Consider the following 22,106-nt stretch of genomic DNA (forward strand, 5'->3'; position numbering starts at 1 on the left):
TTTAAGGAACTGGAACAACATTAAGAATATTGTCGATAATTTCTTCTGGCGTAACATTTTCTGCTTCTGCTTCGTAGCTAATTCCGATACGATGACGCAACACATCTTTTGCCATTGCACGCACATCATCTGGAATAACATAAGCGCGTTTACGTAAAAATGCATACACTTTAGAAGCTTGTGCCAAATTGATTGATCCACGAGGTGAAGAACCAAACGAAATCATTGGAACCAATTTTTCTAATCCAACTTTTTCTGGAAAACGAGTTGCGAAAATAATATCCAAAATATATTTTTCAATTTTTTCGTCCATATAAACTTGTTTCACCATTTCGCGCGCATCCAACAATTCTTGAATAGAAATTACTTTCTCAATTTTTGGAAAAGATTGATTAATCGAATTTCTTAAAATCAAACGTTCTGCTTCAAATTCCGGATAAGTAATTACAGTTTTCAACATAAAACGGTCAACTTGCGCTTCTGGCAAAGGATAAGTTCCTTCTTGTTCCACTGGATTTTGAGTTGCCAAAACCAAGAAAGGTTTTTGTAACGGATACGTTTCATCACCAATTGTTACTTGACGCTCTTGCATTGCTTCTAACAAGGCAGATTGTACTTTTGCAGGCGAACGGTTAATCTCATCAGCTAAAACAAAATTGGCGAATATTGGTCCTTTTTTGATTCTAAAATCGTTTTCTTTTACATTGTAAATAAGTGTTCCCACAACATCGGCAGGTAACAAATCTGGTGTAAATTGTATACGAGAAAAAGATCCATCAACAGCATCAGATAATGTTTTAATCGCCAATGTTTTTGCTAATCCAGGAACACCTTCTAATAAAACGTGTCCATTTCCAAGTAATCCGATTAATAGACTTTCAATCATTTTTTCTTGTCCAATAATCGCTTTATTTATTTCCGATGTCAACCTTGCAATGCTTTCGCTTTTTGCTTCTATTTGTTGGTTTAGTTGTTGTATATCCAAAATTTCGTTGAAATTAATGTTTATATTATTGATTCAAATTTCCTCTAAAATTAACAAATACAATTGATTTAGAAATTAAAACTTTCATACAATATTGTTAAACTTTGTTAAGACAAAAGTAGTGTACCAAACGTTTTGATTATTATTTTCAGTAAAATTTTTCCAAGACTTACAAACTATTTATAAACAATAAACGTTTCCAAATAATATTTCTTTAAATGATTATACAATAACTATTTAAAGAATATTTATATTTTTACTGAAAAACAATACTGTATGAAGAATTATTTACTGATGATTTGCTTTATAACAAGCATTTTAACTTTTGCTCAAAAGATTCAGGTTGTATCTGGAAACACTGATTTTTTAAAAGATCAAAAAGAAATTAATGTTCAACTATTATTTGATGATGTTAAATTTTATGATGAAAATAAAACTGAAACTGAATATTTAGAGAAACGTGAAAAAGATGTTTTAAATAATCCGAAAAGAGGAGAAAATTATTGGAAACAATGGCTTGCAGATTGGAATGAAAATAGAAATGTTACTTTTTTGGATAAATTTATAAAAGGAACTACTAAATCTAAAAAATTAAATTTTGTAAAAAATCCAGCTGCAAAATATACTTTGATTATCAATTCTGAATGGATTTATCCTGGTTATCATGCTGGTATAGCTATTGAACCAGCAAAACTAAGCACAAATTTAAATTTTGTTGAAACTGCAAATCCTTCTAACATTTTACTTTCTATAAAATCGGATAAAGTAAAAGGAACTTCGGGTAAAAATGATTTTGTTATGGAATACGGTCGAATTGCTTCTGCTTACGAATCAACTGGAAAATTATTAGGAAAAGAATTGAAATAATTTTTCAAAAAAATACATCAAAATCCATTCGATAAAGAATGGATTTTTTTATTTAATAAATTTGACATTTTTGTTAAAAACTTTAATAAATCCTTGATTTCACCGATACTTAACACTCGTTTACCTCAATATTTTTGACGTCTTTTTTTTGTGTTGCAACTTTGTTTCAAGAAAAATGAAAAGAATATAATTCTAACATTTAGTTGTAAACAAAAACATAGATTATGAGAAAAGCATTTTTATTAGCAAGTATGGTGATGGTGATGGCAGTTTCTGCTCAACAAAGACCACAAGGAAATAATCAACAACAAAAGGATAAAGTAGAACATACGCAAACAAATTCTGTTGATAGACAGTTAAAAAAATTTGATCAATATAATTTGAGTTCTACTCAAAAGAAAAAAGTAAAATCGTTGTTAGAAAGTAGAGATTCTGACATGAAAAAAGAATTTGCGAACAGAGACAAAAATTCTACTCAAAAAGGAGAAAGAGGTTCTCGACCAGAAAAAGGTACAAACGATTTTGATATTAAATTAGAGAAAATTTTAGACAAAAATCAGTTCAATCAATACAAACAAGATCGTGAAAAACGTATGAAATCTGATAAATTTAGTATGCACAAAAAACGTGATGCAAAAGGAAATAGACATTCGTCTAAATGTGCATAAAATCATAAAAAATAGGGTTAACCTATAAATTTTGATGGTTAACCTCTATTAATTTAAATTTTGAAAGAATATTTTAAAATTTGTATGAGTTTTAAAATTATTATTGAATAGCACAATGTGTTATTTTATTTCATAAGTAAGTTTTTTTAAAGTAGTTTTTAAAATTCATTTTCATTCAATTATCAAGTGAAAAGCGAGCTAAATCGGCTCGCTTTTCTTTTTTTATTCTTCTGGCATTGCTTGCCATTTTTTATAAAGATTAATGATGAAATAAAAACTTATTAAATATAAAATTGGATTGATGTAAAGAAAAATTTTTGCAAATTCTTGTAACATCAATAATTCTTTATTTGTTTGTCTAAACTCATAAATATTCATATGTTTATTTGCTTCATATAACATTTCTTCACGCAAATCTGTGTAAAAACTAAGCATCACAATTCCAATAAAAATATTGGTCGCAACAAACCAATTAAGATTAACACCTGTCAAAACTTTATATTTTTTGGAACGTAAGCCAATTAGTGTAATCACTATAAATGCAATGTAAAAAACAAATAAAATAATATAAGGTGTGAATTGTGTATAACCAATACTCGCATCGATAGAAATTCCGAAAACGCTTCCTAAAATTGCCAAAATTCCTGCGCCAATTAATGAAATTAACCAAACTTTGAACGAACTAAATCTGAATGTAATGATAAGAACGGTAATAACTAAAGCGATTAGTAAATAATACTGAATATGTTCTAACCAAGTGGAACTATATTTCGAAAACTCAATATTTTCATACACTTTGTTTAAACTTGATTGGTTGATATAATCATTCAGTTTTTTATCTACAGTTTGATAAGGATCAATATAATTCAATTTATGATCAATGAAATAATATGGATATTGAGGCAAATAATCAATCCAATTTTTATGTTTGAACTGATAACCAATTTCTTGCTTTTTTAATAAATCGGTATAATTATTCAATAAATTTTCAATTACTTTTCGATCATTTTTTTGCAACAAAGCAATCCATTGTTCATCATAAAATTGATGATTTAAAGTAGAATCTTTCGGATTGTTAAAAACCAAAAAACTATAATTATACAAACTTGCTAAGTTGTAATAAACATCTGGTTTTCCAGCAGAATTTAATGATACTGCAGCAGAATCGACAACAGCATAAGTTGAATCTACAGCTGCTGTAGTAGGATAGTCCATTTCTTCTTGAAATGAATCTGTAGATGAATTATTCTTTTTTAGAGGTTGATACGTTTGATTAAAATTAATTTTAGAATAACTAAATCGCTCCGGAAAATAATCTCTTAATAAGGTTTCAAATTCAGGATTTCTGAAATACGGATCCAAAAAAGCATCATATGAGTATGTTGGATTTTTTCTTAAATATTCTCTCTTATTTTTTTCATATAATTCTCTTGTTTCTTTTTCCAAAACCAACGAATCAAAAGCTGGAACAGGCAAATTTCTCGAATAATTATCGTACCCAAAATTTGGTTGCAACGTAAAACCTTGCGCTCTATTGATAATATCGATATCTTTCAAATATTGCTCTTCAGTTATATAATTTGAAACACGTAATTTAAGACCAGTTTTGAACGAATTTGGTACATAAAACATCAAAAATATAATGAAGAAAACGGCCAAAAATTCTTTGAATAAATAATTTCTTGAGGTTGGATAATTTGATTTGAAACGATTATTTTTTATATAGAAATACAACCAAATAACGCCGATAATGTCACCAATTAATAGGTAATAAATTGCAATTCCTGAGTTGAAAAACACTTCATAAAGTCCAGTTACTTGCAGTTGAGATTTTTTAGTAAAAAACAAAAAACCATTGATAAATGCAATCAAGTTGAAAACTAAAACCGTCAACAAAATCCAAATAAATTTTAGATTCCAAATCAGCGGATATTTTGTAATTAAAGTTTGATTTATTTTTTTGAACATAGTTGGTTAGTTTTAATTGACAAAAAAGCGACGACTTGATTTCGAAATATCTCGAATGTATTTTATCTTCAATGATGATTTTCCGATTTCAGACAAAATCATATTCATCGAAATTCTATCATCAAAATATGCGATATATGATCCTCCATTGAATTTTATCTGTTTAATTTCGATGTTAGATAAAGCTGTTAATAACTCTTCTTTGGTATTTTCAACATCAATTTCAACAATCGTAAAATCACCTTCCAAATCATTTGTATCTCCTTGTATTTTAAGCTTTCCTTGCTCTAAAAAGAGAACTTCTGTCGATACTTTTTCAACTTCGTACAATTGTTGAGAACTCAAAATAACACCAAAAGGATTTCGGATTGATTGTGATAAAAATTTCAAATCTTCAAGAATAATTTGTTGTGCCAAAATATCTAAATTAGCCAAAGGCTCATCTAACAACAATACTTTTGGACGACGCAATAACGTTCGCGCGAGCTCGAATCGCATTTTATAACCAGACGACAATTGTCGCCATTGCAAATCCTTGTAAGGCCAAAGCCCCAAACGCGCCAACATAACATTCGCTAATAACCAATTTTCTTCGTTGTAAATATCATAACATGTCAAGGTAAATTGCAGATTTTCCATCAACGTACCATATAAAACTTCGATTCGTTGCGGCACATAAACTAATTTTGTTTTCAGCTCGAAACTAAACGGTTTTGCTTTAGAAAAATGATAAATTATTTCGCCAGAAGTTGGTTTCAATTCACCACAAATTAAACGTAATAAAGTCGTTTTTCCATTTCCATTTTCTCCAACTAATCCAACAACTTCTCGTGATTTCAAATCAAAAGTGATCGGATGAAGTTTAAAATTTCGACGATAATAAGCTTTTTCAACATTGTTGGTTGATATCAATGTTTCTTCTTTTTGAAAGGGCGGAGGAGGAGCTTGTTTCAACTTTTCCACCAATTGTAAAGCTTGCGTTGTTTTATTTTCGTTCGTAGAATTTTCGTTGTAATAAAGATCTGAATAGGAGATAATCTCTTTGTAAAAAGATTTCTCACCCAAATCCAACACACAATCAATTAATCGGCGATAGCCCAAATCAAGATCATTGTGTTGCAAATGATTTTCTACTTCGTTTAGTCGTTGGTTAAATTCATTCATAGATTGATTATTAAATCATTACGAATATAACAATCCTTTTCTACAAATAAAATGGCTAATTGTAGGGAGATTTCAGTTTCAACAATTTTTGATAAACTATCTTAATTACTTTTTAATTCATTATTTATAAATGTTTTATAATTAACAATTTTAACTTTATTAAATCAATTTAGTTCTAAATTCATCATTATTCACAAGTTTTAATAAAGTCTATTCATAACTTCTTAATTAATTTATTTTGAATAGTTTACTATTAACAATATGAGTAATTAATCAAGCTGTAAACATTCTTTTTATAACTCAGTTGAAAAGCAGTTAATTTATTAAATAACAAGTGATTACTATTAACAATTTTAGAATCATTGAGATTCCTCCTAACGTCGGAATGGCAGAAAATTTAATGCTAAAAAAAATGTCATTCTAAACGAAACCACAGTAAAGTGAAGAACCTAATCATTAAGATGAGAAGTTGAAATAAATTCAACTCAACAATTAAGACAAAAAAAGTCGAGCAAATGCTCGACTTAATTTTTCTACTATTTTAAGTATTTTTTTCCCTTTCTTATTTTAAAATTGCGGCAACTCCTGGTAATTCTTTACCTTCTAAAGACTCTAACATAGCTCCACCTCCTGTAGAAACGTAGCTCACTTTGTCGTCGTAACCAAATTGTTTTACGAATGCAACAGAATCTCCACCACCAACAAGTGAAAAAGCGCCGTTTGCAGTAGCTTCAGCAATTGCATCACCTAAAGCGATAGTTCCTTTTGCAAAATTTAACATTTCAAAAACACCTAAAGGACCATTCCAAAGAATTGTTTTCGAATTGTTAATTACATCTGCAAAAACTTTTGACGATTTTACACCAACATCCATTCCCATCCAACCATCTGGAATTTGATCAGAAGAAACTGTTTGAGTATTTGCATCATTACTAAAATTATCAGCAATTACATTGTCAACTGGTAAATAAACTTTTACGTTATGTTTTTCACATTCAGCCAAAATTTCTTTCGCTAAATCTAATTTATCATCTTCTACCAACGAATTTCCGATTTTTCCGCCATTTGCTTTTACAAATGTATACGTCATTCCACCACCAATAATCAAGTTATCAATAACTGGTAAAATATTGTTGATAATCGTAATTTTAGAAGATACTTTAGCACCTCCAAGTACCGCTGTTACAGGTTTTTCTCCGTCTGATAACACTTTGTTAATAGCTGTTAATTCTTGTTCCATTAACAAACCAAAACATTTATTTTCTGGAAAAAATTCGGCAATAATTGCAGTCGAAGCATGTGCGCGGTGTGCTGTTCCGAAAGCGTCATTCACATAAATATCTCCAAATTGAGCCAATGCTTTAGCAAAATCTTTATCTCCAGCTTCTTCCTCATTATGGAAACGAACATTCTCCAATAATAAAACTTGGCCTGATTTTAGATTACTAACTTTTTGTTTCGCATCATCGCCAATAACATCATTCGCAACGATCACATCAACACCAAGAATTTCTGAAACTTTTGATGCAATATGTTTTAATGAATATTTATCATTGAATTCGCCTTTAGGACGTCCCAAATGACTCATTAATACAACAGCGCCACCATCTTTCAATATTTTGTCAATCGTTGGTTTTGCAGCTCTAATACGTGTATCATCTGTCACATTTAAATTTTCGTCTTGCGGAACATTGAAGTCAACACGAATCAATGCTTTCTTGTTTTCGAAATTGTAGTCGTTGATTGTTTTCATATTTTGATTTGAAATTTTGAACTACACAAAAGTAATCAAACTTTCATTTTGAGACTTAAAATCATTCAATACAATTTTCAACTATTAACAATTCATAATAATATATATAGTTTAATTAATTTTTAAATTTTAAAAAAAGAAAAAAATGTTACTATTATTAGCACTGTTAATATGTGGATAACTAAAGTGAGATAAATTTTATTTAATAGCAATTAACAAGCTATTATTTGTAATTTTGTTTTGTAATGAAAGAGTTAGATATTCTATCAACAATTTATCATTTTGGTTGATAAACAACTTTTGTTAAAAAGAAGTTTTGTGAAAACTATTCATAACGGTGTGTAAATCTTTTATGCCAAAATGAAAACTTTTACTTGACTTGTATTGATTTATTTCTAATTGATTTTTTGAATCAGATTTCCAAATTTTTCTCTCGAAAAGTTATTAGTTTTATTCAATCATCTTTTAACAAGTTGTTACTTTTACTTAACATTTGATTTACAATTATTTAAACAAAAACAACAAAAACACCTGTTAATTAAATGAAAATTGCAATCGGAGCGGACCATGCTGGGTTCGATTATAAGGAGAAATTAGTTCCCTTTTTAACAAGTCAAGGATATGAGGTTGAGGATTTTGGTACGTTCTCAACAGCGAGTGTTGATTACCCTGATTTTGCACACCCAACGGCACAAGCTGTGGAAGATGGAAAAGCAGATTTCGGAATTTTGATTTGTGGTAGTGCGCAAGGCGTTACAATGACTGCAAATAAACACCAAGGAATTCGTGCTGCATTATGTTGGATGACGGATATTGCCAAGTTAGTTCGTCAACACAATAATGCAAATGTATTAACTTTACCTGCACGCTTTATTGCGTATGAATATGCTGAGGAAATTGTAAATACATTTTTAGCAACAGAATTTGAAGGTGGTCGTCACCAAGGACGCGTAGATAAAATTGCTTGTTCATACAACGGATAATTTTATACATCTATTATAAGATATAAAATCGGTCAATTCGTTAGAGTTTACCGATTTTTATTTTAAAAATTAAATTTAAAACTATTATAAAGTTTAAATAGTTAAGTATAAACAATATTTTATATTTAAAATTAAATATTTTTAAACCAATTTAAGTCAATAGTAAATTTATTTATTGTAGCTGTTCTACTTTTACATCAGTAAAAAAAACAAATTATTTAAAGATTAAAAGATGAGCAGAGCATTATTACGTAGAGAACAAGCAATCTCTTTTGTAAAAGAAGAATTTTCGAAAGGATTACAAAAAGAATTAAACATTATTCCAGTTTCTGGACCATTGGTAGTATTGGATGGAACGGGTATTAATGATGATTTGAATAGTATCGAAAGACCTGTAAAGTTCCCTATAAAATCTTTGAATGATAAAAATGCGGTGGTTGTACATTCTTTAGCAAAATGGAAACGTATCCGTTTGAAAGAATTAGAAATAGAACCAGGCGAAGGAATTATAACAGATATGCGCGCTTTGCGTCCAGACGAAGATTATTCTCCAATTCATTCTATTTATGTTGATCAGTGGGATTGGGAAAAAGTAATTGTTCCACAAGATCGCCAATTGGATTATCTTTTTTCGACAGTAAAATCGATTTATGAAGTTATTAAACAAACTGAGCAAAATGTAGAAGCAAAATATCCGCAATTGAAAGCTGTTTTACCAGAACAAATTACATTTATTTCGTCTGAAGATTTATTACAAAAGTATCCAACATTTACGCCGAAACAACGTGAAAATGCAATTTGTAAAGAATTTGGAGCTGTTTTTATTTACGGAATTGGAGGAGAATTGAGTAATGGTGAATTACACGATGCACGTGCTGCTGATTATGACGATTGGAGTACAGAAAACAGTGCTGGTTTTAGAGGTTTGAACGGTGATATTTTAGTTTGGAACCCTGTTTTAGAATCTGCTTTCGAGTTATCTTCGATGGGAATTCGTGTGGATAAAAAAGCTTTGACCAAACAATTAGAAATTAGAGATTTTTCGGATCGTAAAAATTTATTATTTCACTCGATGTTGTTAGATGATCAGTTAACAGAATCAATTGGAGGTGGAATTGGACAATCTCGTATGTGTATGTTTATGTTGAAATCTCGACATATTGGCGAAGTACAAGCGAGTATTTGGGACGGAAAAGTAAAAGAAAAATTAAAAGAAGAAAGCATCGAATTATTATAAATGAAAAAGCAGTTTCAAAGTCTTGAAACTGCTATTTTTGTATTTTATATAGAAATTAACAATGTTTATAACTGTTGATAAAGGTTGTTAATTTATTTTAATTCAGATATTTAATATGTTTTATAATTGTTGATTAAGAAATTCTTTCATTTTTCTTCACAATAAAACTATCATAGAATTTTTTGAAACCATGATGATTAATCAAATAGAAATATTTAGGAAATAATCGATTCAATTCGTATTGAATTTGTTTTGGAAATTTAGACTTTCTTAAACTGCGATTAATCTGAATTTGCGTTTCTACTGGAGCTGGTTTAACAAGCGATGGAAGAAGATTATATATTCTTAAATCAAATTCCCAAGCATGCTGTAAATCACAATCAATAGGACGTTGAATTGTAGGAAGTGGAGTTTTAATTTTATTCAAAAATTTTTCTGCGGCCTTTCTTGTCCAAATGGCAGCAATTGTTGTGATTGGAATACTCGTTCCGCAAGCTGCAATTATATATTTTTGGTCAACATCAGCTATTTTGATATGTTTTCGTTTTCCATTAAACAACTTCAAAACATCCCAATGATCTTTTCTTTCTAAATCATCATATTGAATCATTGCTTTTTCTACAGCAGATTTGAAATCATTAACCAAAATAGCATCATCTTCTATAATCAAAGCAAAATAATTTTCAGAAGTCAAAAAAGTTTCTAGCGTTTTCACATGACTCAAATAACAACCAATTTCTCCAGGAACTAAATCGCGGTCATATTTATTTTTTACTTTATAGGTTGACGAATCCAAAGTTTTGGCATCTACAGCAGAAATTCTTTCGTAAGTAATCTCACATTTTTCGAATTCTTTTTGCATCAATTCAAGTCGATCCGTAGCTCGATCAAGGTTAATCAAGTAGGTTTGGTATAATGGTTTAGTTTTCATTCAATTAATTATCAATGCAAAAATAGTTTTTTTGGCTCAATTTTCGCAATAAATCAAAACGTTACAAGTAATCTTATCCTTTCCGTAACATAGAATTGGCTGTAAATTGTTATTTTAGAAAAAGGATATATTACCTTTGCAGTGGTTATGTTGTTTATTAACATCTTATCAATAGTTATTAAAAATAATTTGATAATCAAATAATTAAGGTGTTTATTTATTAACTATTTTAAAATAAATCTCGAAAAAACAAGAAGAGATTTGACAGAAAACAAATTATGCCAAGAAGAAATTTTAAAAATACAAAGGCGAAAAAAGACAAAAACATAACAAAGTTTACGAAGTCTATCATCGAAGTTTTATTTCAAAATCCGAATAAACCTTTAAATTATAAACAAATTGCAGCAGCTTTAAACCTAACAAATCGAATTGATACAGAATTATTGATTAAGAATTTGAATGTTTTATTAGCTGACAAGAAGATTTCTGAAGTAGAAAGAGGAAAATACAAAATCAATGCAACCAATGATTATATGGTTGGGATTGCGGATTTGACTTCTTCAGGGAGTGCTTATATTATGATTGATGGTCTTGAACAAGATGTCTTTGTACAAAAAGGAAAAACGAGAAATGCCTTAATGGGCGATACGGTTCGCGTATATGTTTATCCAAAAAAACATGCCAATCAATCGAGAGCAGAAGGAGAAATTGTAGAAATTATCGAGCGCAATAAAACTGAATTTACTGGTATTTTCGAGCTAGGAAAGAACGGAAATTTTGGTTTTGTAACGATGCAAAATGGTAATCATGATTTCTTTATTCCGAAAGAGAAAATTAAAAATGCTCAACCAGGAGAAAAAGTTGTGGTTCGATTAACAAATTGGCCAGAAGGATCTAATTCACCATTTGGCGAAATCACGCAAGTTTTGGGTAGTCCAGATGATACGGATGTAGAAATTCATGCGATTTTGTTAGAATACGATTTGCCAGCTCAATTTCCTGAGGAAGTAGAAGAGGAAGCAAATCAGTTGGATACTTCGATAGATGAAGCCGAGGCAGCTCGTCGTAGAGATATGCGAAATATAACGACATTTACAATCGATCCGAAAGATGCAAAAGATTTTGATGATGCTTTATCAATACGAAAATTAGAGAACGGTAACTGGGAAATTGGTGTTCACATTGCTGATGTTACGCATTATGTTCGTCCAGGTTCGTTGATCGAGCAAGAAGCATACAAGCGTGCAACTTCTGTTTATTTGGTGGATAGAGTAGTGCCAATGTTGCCAGAAGTGTTGTCGAATGTTGCGTGTTCTTTGCGTCCAAACGAAGATAAATATACGTTTTCGGGAGTTTTTGAAATGGATGATAATGCGAAGATTGTAAAAACATGGTTTGGTCGGACAGTAACGCATTCGGACAGACGTTTTACTTATGAAGAAGCGCAAGAAATTATCGAAGGAAAAGATGGAGATTTTAAAGATGAAATTTTGACTTTAGATCGTTTAGCAAAAACAATGCGTCAAAAGCGTATGAAATATGGAGCGGTTAATTTTGATAAAGTTGAAGTAAAATTCGATTTAGATCAAACGCATAATCCGCAAGGAATTTTCTTCAAAATTTCGAAAGATTCGAATAAATTGATTGAAGAATTCATGTTATTATGTAACAAAAAAGTTTCTGAATTCATTAGTTTAGATAAACATGGAAAAGAGAATGCGAACACTTATATTTATCGTGTTCACGATGATCCAAATCCAGATAAATTATTAGACTTAAAGAATTTTATTCGCCAATTTGGGTATGAATTAGAGATTGGAGATCGTAAAACAACTATCAATTCTATGAATAAGTTGTTAGCAGAAGTGAAAGGAAAACCAGAAGAAAATATGGTTGAAACTTTGGCAATGCGAACAATGGCGAAAGCAAAATATACAACAGAGAATATAGGACATTACGGTTTAGCGTTCGATTATTACACGCATTTTACATCGCCGATTCGTCGTTATCCAGATATGATTGCGCACCGTTTGTTGCAAGATTATTTAGATGGTAAAAAATCTCCTGCAGCGGCTGTTTACGAAGATAAAGCAAAACATTGTTCATCTCGCGAAAAAATTGCTGCAGAAGCAGAGCGAGAGTCAATAAAATATATGCAAGTAAAATACATGGAGCAATTTGTTGGCGAAACTTTTGATGCTTTTATTACAGGTGTACAAGATTATGGAATCTTCGTTGAAATTCCAGAAACGCGTTGCGAAGGTTTGATTCGTTCTCGTGCTATGAAAGGTGATCATTTTGTTTTTGACGAAAAAAATCATGCTTTAATAGGTAAACGCACACGTGTTAAATATCAGTTAGGAAGTCCGGTTAGAATCAAAGTTTTAAATGCTGATTTAATCAAGAAGCAATTAGATTTTGAATTAGTTGATGCTTAAGTTTCATATTTTAGACTTATCTTGCAGACCTTAATTATGTTATGGAAATAATATTTTCGGCCATACTAATAGGTTTTTTGTTAAGTACAATTCTTATTGGACCTGTATTTTTCTTACTTATTGAAACCAGTTTGCGTAGAAGTTGGAAAACCGCTGTAGTTCTAGATTTAGGAGTTATTGCAGCCGATATTTTGTGTATTGCAGCAGCCTATTATGGAAGTAAAGATTTTACAGATTATGTGACCAATCATCCAAAGTTTTACCGTATTTATATCATTGCAGGTTTCTTTGTATTGATTTACGGAATTTTCATGTATTTCTCTAAACCAAAGCTACATATAGAAGGCGAAGCAGGATTTGTAAGCAACAATTATTTGAGAACGTTTATCAATGGATTCATTATGAATTTGTTGAATATCGGTGTCATTGTTTTTTGGTTTGTAATTGTCTCTTCAATTATGATTCAATATCCAAATCCAAGCGATTTTATGCTTTACATGGGCGTTGTTTTGACCACCTATTTTGTAATAGATTTGGGAAAAATATTTTTGGCAGGAAAACTTCAAAAACGTTTTACCGATCAAAAAGTATTTATGGTACGAAAAGGAGTTGGAATTTGTCTTTTAATCTTTGGATTAATCATTATCCTAAAAGGTTTCGGATTCTTTAAAGAAATCGATCAAAAAATAGAGAATCAGCTCATTAATCAAGAACAAACAAGTTAGAAATATAAACTCCCATCAAATTTTTTGATGGGAGTTTTTTTATTCATATGGTTGAATTAATACTTCTGATGGAATATTAAGTTTCTCGGTTAATTTTCGAATCATACTAAGCGATAATTTTCTTTTCTTATTCAATATTTCGCTTGCTCTACTCTTTAAACCGATTATTTCTGCTAAGTCATTTTGTGAATAACCTAATTGTTCTATTCTAAATTGTACTGCTTCTATTGGATCAGGAAATTCTATAGGAAAATGTTCTTCTTCATATTTTTCAATTAGAATACTTAGAATTTCTAATTCATCACCTTCTTCAGTATTTGGTTCAGCATCAAAAATCATTTCTAAACGTTCTAATGCCAAATCATAATCTTGTTCTGTTTTTATAGGTTTAATATGCATAATTTTAAATTTGATTTGCGTTAATTTTATCGTATTCAGCATGAGTTCCAATAAATCGAATCCACACCATTTGATAAGGAAAATTAATTTTTACAATCAATCGATAATTGTTCCCTTTGATATTAAAACAAACACGATTATTCTCTAATATACTTGCATTGGGATATTCTAATTTTAATTCGTTTAGATTATTCCATTTAGCTTTTTCAACTTCTTGATACCACGCTTTCAATTGCTGTTCACAATCTGAATGTTTAGCCCAAAATTCTCGGAGTATTTTTCTTGCTATAACTCTCAATTAGATTTGTTTATACAAAATTAAATAAAAAATTCCCAAAACGGGAACTTTTGTTTGAATTAATTTTTGAAATTATTTACTTCAATAACGATTTCCCAGAATCCTTATAATTCCAAGTTTTTACTTTCATCAAATCAGCAATGGTAGAGGCAATTTGATTGATAGACGTTTGATTTTGTTTGAAGTTTTTAGGATTAATTCCGTTTCCAATCATCAAAATAAATCCTTCGTCAGAGCCTTTTACTTCATCATTGTGATCCGTCCACTCGTTTCCATTTCCACGTCCATGATCTGTCGTTACAATTATCGTTGTTTGATCTTTGTAAAATGGATCGCTTTGCACATAATTCCATAATTCCTCAATCATTCTGTCATTGCGATTTATTGAAGTAATATATTGATCGTAATCTTCATCATGTCCGTAATCATCAGCTTCTCCATAACCTATAAAAAGCAATTTTGGCTTCTGATTTTTCATCGCTTCTAACGCAAATTCGTGCGTAAAAATATCAAATCTCGTTCCCCACCATTGTTTTGGCGTTTCTAACTGAAAACGTTCTATTAGTAATTCTCGTTCAGATTTATTTTGATTAAAACTATTTTGATATCCAGCATTTACCAACAATTTCGAAAGTTCTTGATTGAAAATATTTGTATACATTCTCCAGCTTCCAAAAGCCATTACTTTATTGTTTAAATTTTTTTGCTGATTTGCAATTTCAAAAACTGAAACATTAGGATTCGGAATATCTTTGTTATTTTTAATTCGCTCATCATCAGCTTTTCCTGTAATTATTTCGTTGTATCCAGGATAAGACCATAATCTTTTGTTGGTAAGATTTACAAAATTTTGCTCGTCACGATTTCCCAAAATAACTCCTTTTTCTTTGATCGTTTTCCATGTAAATGGCATTAATAATTCGCGGCGTTTTATAGAATCTTCTGTCCAATATTTTTCATTAGTTTGAACAATAAGTGAGTTGTATTTTTTATTATTTAAAATTGATTTTTCAACTCCACGGAAAACTTCTTTCCAACGAACACCATCCAACGTAACCAAAATAACTTTCGGTTCTTGTGCAAATAAAAAATTTGAGCATAAGGCAAGAATAAGAAATGTATACTTCATGTGATTTTAATTTCTTATAAAAATAGGAAAAGCATCGTTATGATGCTTTTAAAAGTATTATTTTTCGAGTTTATTGACGATTTGTTGATAAACATCCTCGGCACTCAAATTTTGAAAATAATCATAGTTTTTAAACTTTTTTGGATCTTTCCCAAAGATAGAAGTTGGACGAATTTTCATCGATTCGTCTTGTATCACATCATCCATAGATTGTCCATAACCTAAAAATCCAGCAAATGGATGAGTTGCACCCCAAATAGAAATTGTGCGTGTTCCCATCAACGAGGCTAAATGCATATTTGCGCTATCCATCGAAATCATTACTTCTAATTTGGCAATAGCTTGTAATTCTTCTTCAAAAGAGATTGTTCCAGCTAAAGATTTGATGTTTGGATTGAAATTTTCCCATGTTTTTAATTCATCAATTTCAGCTTTTCCACCGCCAAATAAATAAATTTTGTACCCATTTTTAGCTAATTTCGTCGCTACGATTTTCATCTTTTCGATTGGATACATTTTACTTGTGAAGGCTGCAAAAGGAGCAATTCCAATTGATTTTGGTTCCTTAATCGATTTTGGTTCGATTTTATGCTTTAAATTGACGTTAAAACCAAGTTGACGTAAAACATCAGCATAGCGTTCAGTTGTTAATTTTAATTGCTTAAAAACGCGATTTTTTTGATTGACTAAAGCTTTTTTCTCCTCACGACCTTTATCTAAAGTAGCCGTTTCTGTTCCGTTAAGTTTGAATAGAGTTGTAATTACTTTTGATCGGATTACGTTGTGAAAATCAGCTACATAATCAAAATTATATTGTTTTAATTCTTTGTATAATTTGAACAAGCTAAAAAAGCTTTTGTAGTCTTTGTTCAAATCAACCGAAATGAATTTAATTTGAGGAAATTGCTTGAAAATATTTCCCATAAAAGGGCGCGAAGCAACATAAACTTCGATGTTAGGATTTTGTTCAATAAACTCTTGTAAAACAGGAGCAATCATTGTAACATCCCCCAAAGCAGAAAAACGTAAAACTAATAGTTTTTTATGATTCGTTTTCTCCATTATTCCTATTGTTAATTTCTTTTGCAACCATTTTCATTTGCTTTTCAAATTCTTGCTTAGATGCTTCAAAATATTGATCAGAATTTTCGGCATGTTTCGCAATTTTACGTAACGATTTTCGGTCACTTTTTATAAAAATTTCTCCAACTTTTGATGCTTCTTCATACGAAAAACCATATTTCATCAAGATTTGTCTTCCTACGTAAACTGACGAGAAAAAGTTTTCGCGATACACTTCGTTTAAACCATCTTTCAGATAATTATATGCATAACTACGATTCTTTGCACGAACAATAATTTCGAGATTCGGAAAGTTTTTACGAACAATATACACCAATTTTTGATTGATTTCTGGCGGATCCAAAGCTGCTACAAAATATTTTGCATGCTCCGCACCAGCCGATTTTAGTAAGTTCACATTTGTTGCATCGCCATAAAAAACATTGAAACCTTGCTTGCGCATTTTCTCTACACGCTCGCTATCGTTATCCAAAACAATCGATTTGATACCAGTGCTTTTCAACACACGACTAATTGTATTTCCAAAATCACCGAAACCAGCAATAATAATTTCACCTTCAGCTGAATGTGGAGTGATTTTATCGTTTTCAATAATAGGTTTAACTCTCGTTTTAACTCCAAAATATTTTAGAATTAATTTTTCATTTAAGACTAAAAGTAATGGCGTAATCACCATTGTTATCGCTGTTGTTGCTAACATCAAATCGTACCATTCTTTGTTTAGAATATCTAAATTTCGAGTCAATGATAAGATAACAAAAGCAAATTCTCCGACTTGTGATAAAAGTAAAATAAACAACCATTTTTGATCAAAATCGAATTTATGTTTGATTCCGATTAACCATAAAACCAATGATTTTATCAACATTATTCCAAATGTTAATCCAAGAATCATAAAAGGTTTATCTGCAATTAATTTGAAGTTAATCGTCGATCCAACTGCAATAAAAAAGATTCCTAATAATAATGATTTGAACGGCTCTATATCACTTTCTAATTGATGTTTATATTCATTATTCGCTAAAACAACACCTGCGATAAATGCTCCCAAAGCAGGAGAAATTCCAACTTTTTGCATTAAAATTGAAACTCCAATCACTAAAAGTAGGGCAGAAGCGGTGTAAATTTCTCGAACTTGTAATTGTCCAACATATTTGAAATAAGGTGTAATGATATATCTTCCAATCACATAAATAAACGTAATGGCACCAACAATAACCAAGGTTTTCATGAACGCTGGTCCACCAACTAACAAACTTTTAGAATCATCTCCAATGGACTGAATCAAAGAATCTCCAACTAAAAGTGGAATAATTGCTAAGATCGGAATTACCATAATATCTTGATACAACAAGACTGAAAAAGTCGATTTACCTATGCTTGTTTTGGTCAATCCTTTTTCGCTAAGTGTTTGCATAATAATGGCTGTTGAAGACATGGTTATTGCAAAAGCTATAGAAACAGCCAAAGAAAAATCCATTTTCAAGGCAAACATTCCGACTAAAGTTGCAATAATTATCGTCCCCAAAACTTGCATTCCACCAAGGTTGATGATTTTATTTTTCATCTTCCAGAATTCCTTTGGATCAAGTTCTAATCCGACCAAAAAAAGCATCATTACTACACCAAATTCTGTGGCGTGCATAATGTCTGTTCCGTCATTGCCAACAAATTTCAGCACATAAGGTCCAATTAAAACTCCAGCGATTAAGTAACCCAAAACCGAACCCATTCCTAATTTTTTGGAAATAGGAACGCAGATTACAGCGGAAAAAAGAAAAATAAATGCTTGGCCTAAAAAGTCGTTCATTATTTTATAAGGTTGATTAGATGATGCGTCTAACTATTATTTTGTTTTGATTGAAATGCAATTGCATAAAATTTGAATTGTTTTATCATCGCCAATAATCCGTTTGCACGTGTTGGAGATAAAAATTCTGATAAACCAATTTCGTTGATAAAATCTGTATCCGATTCTAAAATATCTTTTGGCGTTTGATGATTGTACATTCTCACCAATAATGCCGCAATTCCTTTTGGTAAAATAGCATTAGAATCAGCTTTAAATTCGATTGTATCACCGTCCAATTCTGCATCTAACCAAACAGAAGATTGACAACCTTTGATGATTTTATCATCTGTTTTTGCTTCCTCTGGCAAAGTATTTAAGCTTTTTCCTAACTCGATCAAATATTCGTAGCGTTGTTCCCAATCTTCAAAAAATGAGAATTCGTCTACTATTTCGTTTTGAATTTCTTTAATTTTCATACTACAAAGTTAGAAAGTTTTTGATAGTTTTTCCTCAAAAAAAGACGTTAAATAGCTTGATTCTTTTAGATTTCTTATTTTTGTGTTTTGATAAATTTCAATTCCCAAAAAATGAAGTACACTTTCATTGTTAATCCAAATTCTGGAAACGCAAAACACGATATTTCGCTCGATTTTTTACAATCAAAATTTGATTCTTCAGACGAAATTGTTTTGAAAGAAACTGCTTATCAATTTCATGCAAAAGAATTGGTGAAGGAGGCGATTGCAGAAAATTCGGATGTGATTGTAGCATGTGGTGGTGATGGGACAATCAATGAAGTGGCGAGTGCTTTGGTGAAAAAAAATATTCCGTTGGGAATAATTCCTGCTGGATCTGGAAATGGTTTGGCAACAAATCTTAATATTCCGAAAGATGCTAACAAAGCGATTGAAATTATCAAATCAAATGCTATTCACAAAATTGATGTTGGTAGAGTAGAGGACAAGTATTTTTTTAGCAATTTAGGTTTTGGGATTGATGCAGAAGTCATCAAAACGTATGAAGAGAATCAAAAGCGTACGATTACTGGATATGTTGATGCTTCTGTGAAAACCTTGTTGAATTATAAATCGAAATTGTTTCGTCTTTATATAGATGATGTAATTATCGAGAAGAGTTTTTATTATCTTTTCTGTTCTAATTCTAACATTGCTGGTTATGGGATCTCTTTTACACCGAAAGCTGATTTGTCTGATGGTGAATTGGATTTATTGATGATAGAAGATTTAGATGTTTTCGAGCAGTTTTATTTTTCGGTATTGGTTTTAGCCAAGAAAATTGATTTATTAGACAAAGCAAAGTATCGAAAAGTGAAAAAATTCAAGATTGAAAGTTTAGATCATAATCCAATTACGTATCAACTTGATGGAGAGATTCATAATACCGATTCACTTCAAGTAAAAGTTAAGGTATTACCAAATGCGTTGAAAATCATTTTTTAAACCTTAATTATCTAATTAATTAACAATATAAATTATACATTTTCAATTAATTAAATTGTTATTAACTGAGTTATAAACGATTTGTTTGTAACCAATATCATCATCAATTTATTTATTAATCTTCGCTTTCGTTGTAACTTTGATTAAAATTTTTACAATGAATACGCCTTATAAAATTTTAGCAATCGATTCTAATCATGAATGTCTGAATAATGGACTTCGCGAAGCGGGGTTTATTGTTGATGAAGATTATACTTCGCCCAAAGAAATCATCGAACAAAAGATCAATGAATATAATGGAATGATTGTAAGGAGTAGATTTCCAATTGATAAAGATTTTTTGGCAAAAGCAACGAATTTAAAGTTTATTGGTAGAGTAGGGGCAGGCTTGGAGAATATTGACGAAGAGTTTGCTGCCGAAAATAACATTGTTTTATTTAATTCTCCCGAAGGTAACAGAGATTCTGTTGGTGAACATGCGATTGGTATGTTGTTGATGTTGATGCATCATTTGCGTAGAGCTGATAACGAAGTTCGTAATGGAATTTGGAAACGCGAAGAAAATCGTGGTGATGAATTGAAAGGAAAAACTGTTGGGATTATAGGTTACGGAAATATGGGAAATGCTTTTGCGAGACGTTTGCAAGGTTTCGAAGTCAATGTGATTTGCTACGATATTTTATCAAACAAAGGAAATGAATTTGCAAAACAAGTTTCGTTAGAAGAATTTTTTGAGGAAGCTGATGTTGTAAGTTTACATACGCCACAAACGCCAGAAACGATGCAAATGATTAATGCAGAATTTATTTCTAACTTCAAAAAACCATTTTATTTTGTGAATACAGCTCGTGGAAAATCTGTTGTAACAAAAGATTTGGTTGAAGCAATGAAAGCTGGAAAAGTTTTGGGGGCTGCTTTAGATGTTTTAGAATTTGAAAAATCGAGTTTTGAGAAATTAGTTGCATCTGAGTTACCAGAAGAATTTCAGTATTTAATTCAAGCAGATAATGCTGTTTTAGCCCCACATATTGCTGGTTGGACACATCAAAGTAAAGTGAAATTAGCAGAGTTTATTCGTGATAAAATAATTGATTGGAAGAATAATCAGTAATGATTAATTGATATAAACTAAAAAGGTTCCGAAACTTCGGAACCTTTTTTCATTTTGTAAGTTTTTTGTAAACTTTATACAAAATAACTGCTACTATAATAACAAGAACGATTTGGAGTAGAATCCAAAGTATAACATTAAATGTTGATTCGCCTAATATTGATAGCATATATATGTCTGATGTGTTAACTGAATGCTAAAATATAAATTATTTTTAACATTTCGTTAATAATTTAAAATAAAGTTTTATTGACCTTCTTAGTGTGTTAATTGATAACTTATCACATATCAATAGATAAGTTTTTTTTGCATCCTAAATTTGTATAAAAATAAATTACTATGAATTACCAAATATTTAAATCAGAATCAAGAGGTGGAGGAAATCACGGATGGTTAAATTCTAAACATTCTTATAGTTTTGCGAATTATTACGATCCAGCACGTATTCATTTTGGTGCTTTGCGCGTTGTAAATGATGATATAATTACTGGAGGAATGGGATTTGGAAAACATCCTCATGATAATATGGAAATTATTACAATTCCTACAAAAGGAGGAATTTCGCACGAAGATTCAATGGGAACAGGTTCTGTAATTGAGTCTGGAGATGTACAAGTAATGAGTGCAGGTACAGGAGTTTTTCATAGCGAAATGAATGCTTATGAAAATCAAGAAGGACACTTTTTTCAGATTTGGATTATTCCAAATAAAATGAATGTTGAGCCTCGTTATCAACAAATTTCTGTTCGTGATGTAGCAAAAGAGAATGAATTATACCAAGTTCTTTCTCCAAATGCAGATGATCAAGGAGTTTGGATTCATCAAGATGCGTGGATTTTCTTAGGAAATTATACAGAAGATAAACAAGAAACATACAAAGTACAAAAAGAAGGAAATGGTGTTTTCTTTATGGTTGTGGAAGGAGAAGTTGAATTTGACGGAAACAAATTAGGACGTAGAGATGTCATCGAAATCAAGGATACTAACGAGTTCTCGTTTAATGTAGCCAAAGATTCTCGCTTGATGTTAATCGAAGTTCCTATGGATATTTAGAAATTTTTTCAAGTTTTAGTTGTTTTATATATAGAGCAGATTTCAGAAATGGAGTCTGCTTT

General features: G+C 30.6%; 20 protein-coding genes. 9 read left to right on the plus strand and 11 right to left on the minus strand.

Annotated elements, in window-relative coordinates:
- Position 1 precedes the first annotated feature (1 nt).
- Complete coding sequence (locus N5D46_RS09095) at positions 2-985, minus strand: MoxR family ATPase (protein ID WP_125350566.1); 984 nt, start codon at positions 983-985, stop codon at positions 2-4.
- Positions 986-1,261: 276 nt separating this feature from the next.
- Between N5D46_RS09095 and N5D46_RS09100 the strand changes: the two genes are divergently transcribed.
- On the plus strand, positions 1,262-1,852 hold the full coding sequence (locus N5D46_RS09100) for a hypothetical protein (RefSeq protein WP_280049790.1): 591 nt from the start codon (positions 1,262-1,264) through the stop codon (positions 1,850-1,852).
- A 224-nt stretch (positions 1,853-2,076) separates the two neighbouring features.
- Positions 2,077-2,520, plus strand: a complete 444-nt coding sequence (locus tag N5D46_RS09105; RefSeq protein ID WP_280049791.1) for a hypothetical protein — start codon at positions 2,077-2,079, stop codon at positions 2,518-2,520.
- A 222-nt stretch (positions 2,521-2,742) separates the two neighbouring features.
- Here N5D46_RS09105 and N5D46_RS09110 read toward each other — a convergent pair whose 3' ends face one another.
- The 3 genes from N5D46_RS09110 to N5D46_RS09120 form a co-directional block, all read right to left on the minus strand.
- The gene (locus N5D46_RS09110; protein WP_280049792.1) at positions 2,743-4,488 is read right to left on the minus strand and encodes a hypothetical protein; all 1,746 of its coding nucleotides are present in this window, start codon (positions 4,486-4,488) and stop codon (positions 2,743-2,745) included.
- Between the two features lie 12 nt (positions 4,489-4,500).
- Positions 4,501-5,652 carry an ABC transporter ATP-binding protein gene (locus N5D46_RS09115; RefSeq protein ID WP_280049793.1) on the minus strand — a complete coding sequence of 384 codons (1,152 nt, stop codon included), beginning with the start codon at positions 5,650-5,652 and terminating at the stop codon, positions 4,501-4,503.
- 562 nt (positions 5,653-6,214) lie between these two features.
- Entirely contained in the window at positions 6,215-7,405 is a 1,191-nt protein-coding gene (locus tag N5D46_RS09120) for a phosphoglycerate kinase (RefSeq protein WP_038336191.1), read from the minus strand.
- 542 nt (positions 7,406-7,947) lie between these two features.
- On the opposite strand from N5D46_RS09120, the gene rpiB reads away from it, so the two are divergent.
- Complete coding sequence (rpiB, locus tag N5D46_RS09125; RefSeq protein WP_114998613.1) at positions 7,948-8,388, plus strand: ribose 5-phosphate isomerase B; 441 nt, start codon at positions 7,948-7,950, stop codon at positions 8,386-8,388.
- A gap of 232 nt (positions 8,389-8,620) precedes the next feature.
- Positions 8,621-9,625, plus strand: a complete 1,005-nt coding sequence (asnA, locus tag N5D46_RS09130; RefSeq protein ID WP_280049794.1) for an aspartate--ammonia ligase — start codon at positions 8,621-8,623, stop codon at positions 9,623-9,625.
- A 133-nt stretch (positions 9,626-9,758) separates the two neighbouring features.
- On the opposite strand, the gene N5D46_RS09135 is transcribed toward asnA, so the two are convergent.
- On the minus strand, positions 9,759-10,556 hold the full coding sequence (locus N5D46_RS09135) for a glycosyltransferase family 25 protein (RefSeq protein ID WP_280049795.1): 798 nt from the start codon (positions 10,554-10,556) through the stop codon (positions 9,759-9,761).
- 278 nt (positions 10,557-10,834) lie between these two features.
- Here N5D46_RS09135 and rnr point away from each other — a divergent pair, with 278 nt between their 5' ends.
- Both rnr and N5D46_RS09145 read left to right on the plus strand, forming a co-directional pair.
- Entirely contained in the window at positions 10,835-12,994 is a 2,160-nt protein-coding gene (rnr, locus tag N5D46_RS09140) for a ribonuclease R (protein WP_280049796.1), read from the plus strand.
- Positions 12,995-13,035: 41 nt separating this feature from the next.
- Entirely contained in the window at positions 13,036-13,719 is a 684-nt protein-coding gene (locus N5D46_RS09145) for a LysE family transporter (RefSeq protein ID WP_180905536.1), read from the plus strand.
- Between the two features lie 39 nt (positions 13,720-13,758).
- On the opposite strand, the gene N5D46_RS09150 is transcribed toward N5D46_RS09145, so the two are convergent.
- The 6 genes from N5D46_RS09150 to N5D46_RS09175 form a co-directional block, all read right to left on the minus strand.
- Entirely contained in the window at positions 13,759-14,118 is a 360-nt protein-coding gene (locus N5D46_RS09150; RefSeq protein ID WP_038336230.1) for a helix-turn-helix domain-containing protein, read from the minus strand.
- A gap of 4 nt (positions 14,119-14,122) precedes the next feature.
- Positions 14,123-14,416: a type II toxin-antitoxin system HigB family toxin gene (locus N5D46_RS09155; RefSeq protein ID WP_038336201.1), complete on the minus strand. Its 294-nt coding sequence runs from the start codon at positions 14,414-14,416 to the stop codon at positions 14,123-14,125.
- 76 nt (positions 14,417-14,492) lie between these two features.
- A complete protein-coding gene (locus N5D46_RS09160) occupies positions 14,493-15,545 on the minus strand; it encodes an alkaline phosphatase family protein (protein ID WP_114998606.1) in 1,053 nt (350 codons plus the stop codon).
- A 57-nt stretch (positions 15,546-15,602) separates the two neighbouring features.
- Entirely contained in the window at positions 15,603-16,607 is a 1,005-nt protein-coding gene (locus tag N5D46_RS09165; RefSeq protein ID WP_280049797.1) for a glycosyltransferase family 9 protein, read from the minus strand.
- A complete protein-coding gene (locus tag N5D46_RS09170; RefSeq protein ID WP_280049798.1) occupies positions 16,588-18,438 on the minus strand; it encodes a monovalent cation:proton antiporter-2 (CPA2) family protein in 1,851 nt (616 codons plus the stop codon). Before N5D46_RS09170 ends, N5D46_RS09165 begins: the two co-directional genes overlap by 20 nt.
- 29 nt (positions 18,439-18,467) lie before the next feature.
- Positions 18,468-18,896, minus strand: coding sequence for a SufE family protein (locus tag N5D46_RS09175; protein ID WP_038336207.1), 429 nt, complete (start codon positions 18,894-18,896; stop codon positions 18,468-18,470).
- A gap of 111 nt (positions 18,897-19,007) precedes the next feature.
- On the opposite strand from N5D46_RS09175, the gene N5D46_RS09180 reads away from it, so the two are divergent.
- The 3 genes from N5D46_RS09180 to N5D46_RS09190 all read left to right on the plus strand — a co-directional run bounded on the left by N5D46_RS09180 (position 19,008) and on the right by N5D46_RS09190 (position 22,044).
- Positions 19,008-19,880, plus strand: a complete 873-nt coding sequence (locus N5D46_RS09180) for a diacylglycerol kinase family lipid kinase (RefSeq protein WP_280049799.1) — start codon at positions 19,008-19,010, stop codon at positions 19,878-19,880.
- A gap of 157 nt (positions 19,881-20,037) precedes the next feature.
- On the plus strand, positions 20,038-20,991 hold the full coding sequence (locus N5D46_RS09185) for a 2-hydroxyacid dehydrogenase (RefSeq protein ID WP_280049800.1): 954 nt from the start codon (positions 20,038-20,040) through the stop codon (positions 20,989-20,991).
- Between the two features lie 339 nt (positions 20,992-21,330).
- Positions 21,331-22,044 carry a pirin family protein gene (locus N5D46_RS09190; protein ID WP_038336213.1) on the plus strand — a complete coding sequence of 238 codons (714 nt, stop codon included), beginning with the start codon at positions 21,331-21,333 and terminating at the stop codon, positions 22,042-22,044.
- Positions 22,045-22,106 lie beyond the last annotated feature (62 nt).

Source organism: Empedobacter sp. GD03865 (assembly GCF_029840775.1).
In the GTDB taxonomy this organism is placed as follows: Bacteria; Bacteroidota; Bacteroidia; order Flavobacteriales; family Weeksellaceae; genus Empedobacter; species Empedobacter falsenii_B.

What these genes read in the sequence shown, in the direction of transcription:
- N5D46_RS09120 (WP_038336191.1), bottom strand. Translation starts at nt 7,405, where the DNA reads ATGAAAACAATCAACGACTACAATTTCGAAAACAAGAAAGCATTGATT.
- N5D46_RS09190 (WP_038336213.1), top strand. Translation starts at nt 21,331, where the DNA reads ATGAATTACCAAATATTTAAATCAGAATCAAGAGGTGGAGGAAATCAC.
- N5D46_RS09100 (WP_280049790.1), top strand. Translation starts at nt 1,262, where the DNA reads ATGAAGAATTATTTACTGATGATTTGCTTTATAACAAGCATTTTAACT.
- N5D46_RS09180 (WP_280049799.1), top strand. Translation starts at nt 19,008, where the DNA reads ATGAAGTACACTTTCATTGTTAATCCAAATTCTGGAAACGCAAAACAC.
- N5D46_RS09110 (WP_280049792.1), bottom strand. Translation starts at nt 4,488, where the DNA reads ATGTTCAAAAAAATAAATCAAACTTTAATTACAAAATATCCGCTGATT.
- rnr (WP_280049796.1), top strand. Translation starts at nt 10,835, where the DNA reads ATGCCAAGAAGAAATTTTAAAAATACAAAGGCGAAAAAAGACAAAAAC.
- N5D46_RS09115 (WP_280049793.1), bottom strand. Translation starts at nt 5,652, where the DNA reads ATGAATGAATTTAACCAACGACTAAACGAAGTAGAAAATCATTTGCAA.
- N5D46_RS09150 (WP_038336230.1), bottom strand. Translation starts at nt 14,118, where the DNA reads ATGCATATTAAACCTATAAAAACAGAACAAGATTATGATTTGGCATTA.
- asnA (WP_280049794.1), top strand. Translation starts at nt 8,621, where the DNA reads ATGAGCAGAGCATTATTACGTAGAGAACAAGCAATCTCTTTTGTAAAA.
- N5D46_RS09105 (WP_280049791.1), top strand. Translation starts at nt 2,077, where the DNA reads ATGAGAAAAGCATTTTTATTAGCAAGTATGGTGATGGTGATGGCAGTT.
- N5D46_RS09165 (WP_280049797.1), bottom strand. Translation starts at nt 16,607, where the DNA reads ATGGAGAAAACGAATCATAAAAAACTATTAGTTTTACGTTTTTCTGCT.
- rpiB (WP_114998613.1), top strand. Translation starts at nt 7,948, where the DNA reads ATGAAAATTGCAATCGGAGCGGACCATGCTGGGTTCGATTATAAGGAG.
- N5D46_RS09160 (WP_114998606.1), bottom strand. Translation starts at nt 15,545, where the DNA reads ATGAAGTATACATTTCTTATTCTTGCCTTATGCTCAAATTTTTTATTT.
- N5D46_RS09135 (WP_280049795.1), bottom strand. Translation starts at nt 10,556, where the DNA reads ATGAAAACTAAACCATTATACCAAACCTACTTGATTAACCTTGATCGA.
- N5D46_RS09145 (WP_180905536.1), top strand. Translation starts at nt 13,036, where the DNA reads ATGGAAATAATATTTTCGGCCATACTAATAGGTTTTTTGTTAAGTACA.
- N5D46_RS09175 (WP_038336207.1), bottom strand. Translation starts at nt 18,896, where the DNA reads ATGAAAATTAAAGAAATTCAAAACGAAATAGTAGACGAATTCTCATTT.
- N5D46_RS09185 (WP_280049800.1), top strand. Translation starts at nt 20,038, where the DNA reads ATGAATACGCCTTATAAAATTTTAGCAATCGATTCTAATCATGAATGT.
- N5D46_RS09170 (WP_280049798.1), bottom strand. Translation starts at nt 18,438, where the DNA reads ATGAACGACTTTTTAGGCCAAGCATTTATTTTTCTTTTTTCCGCTGTA.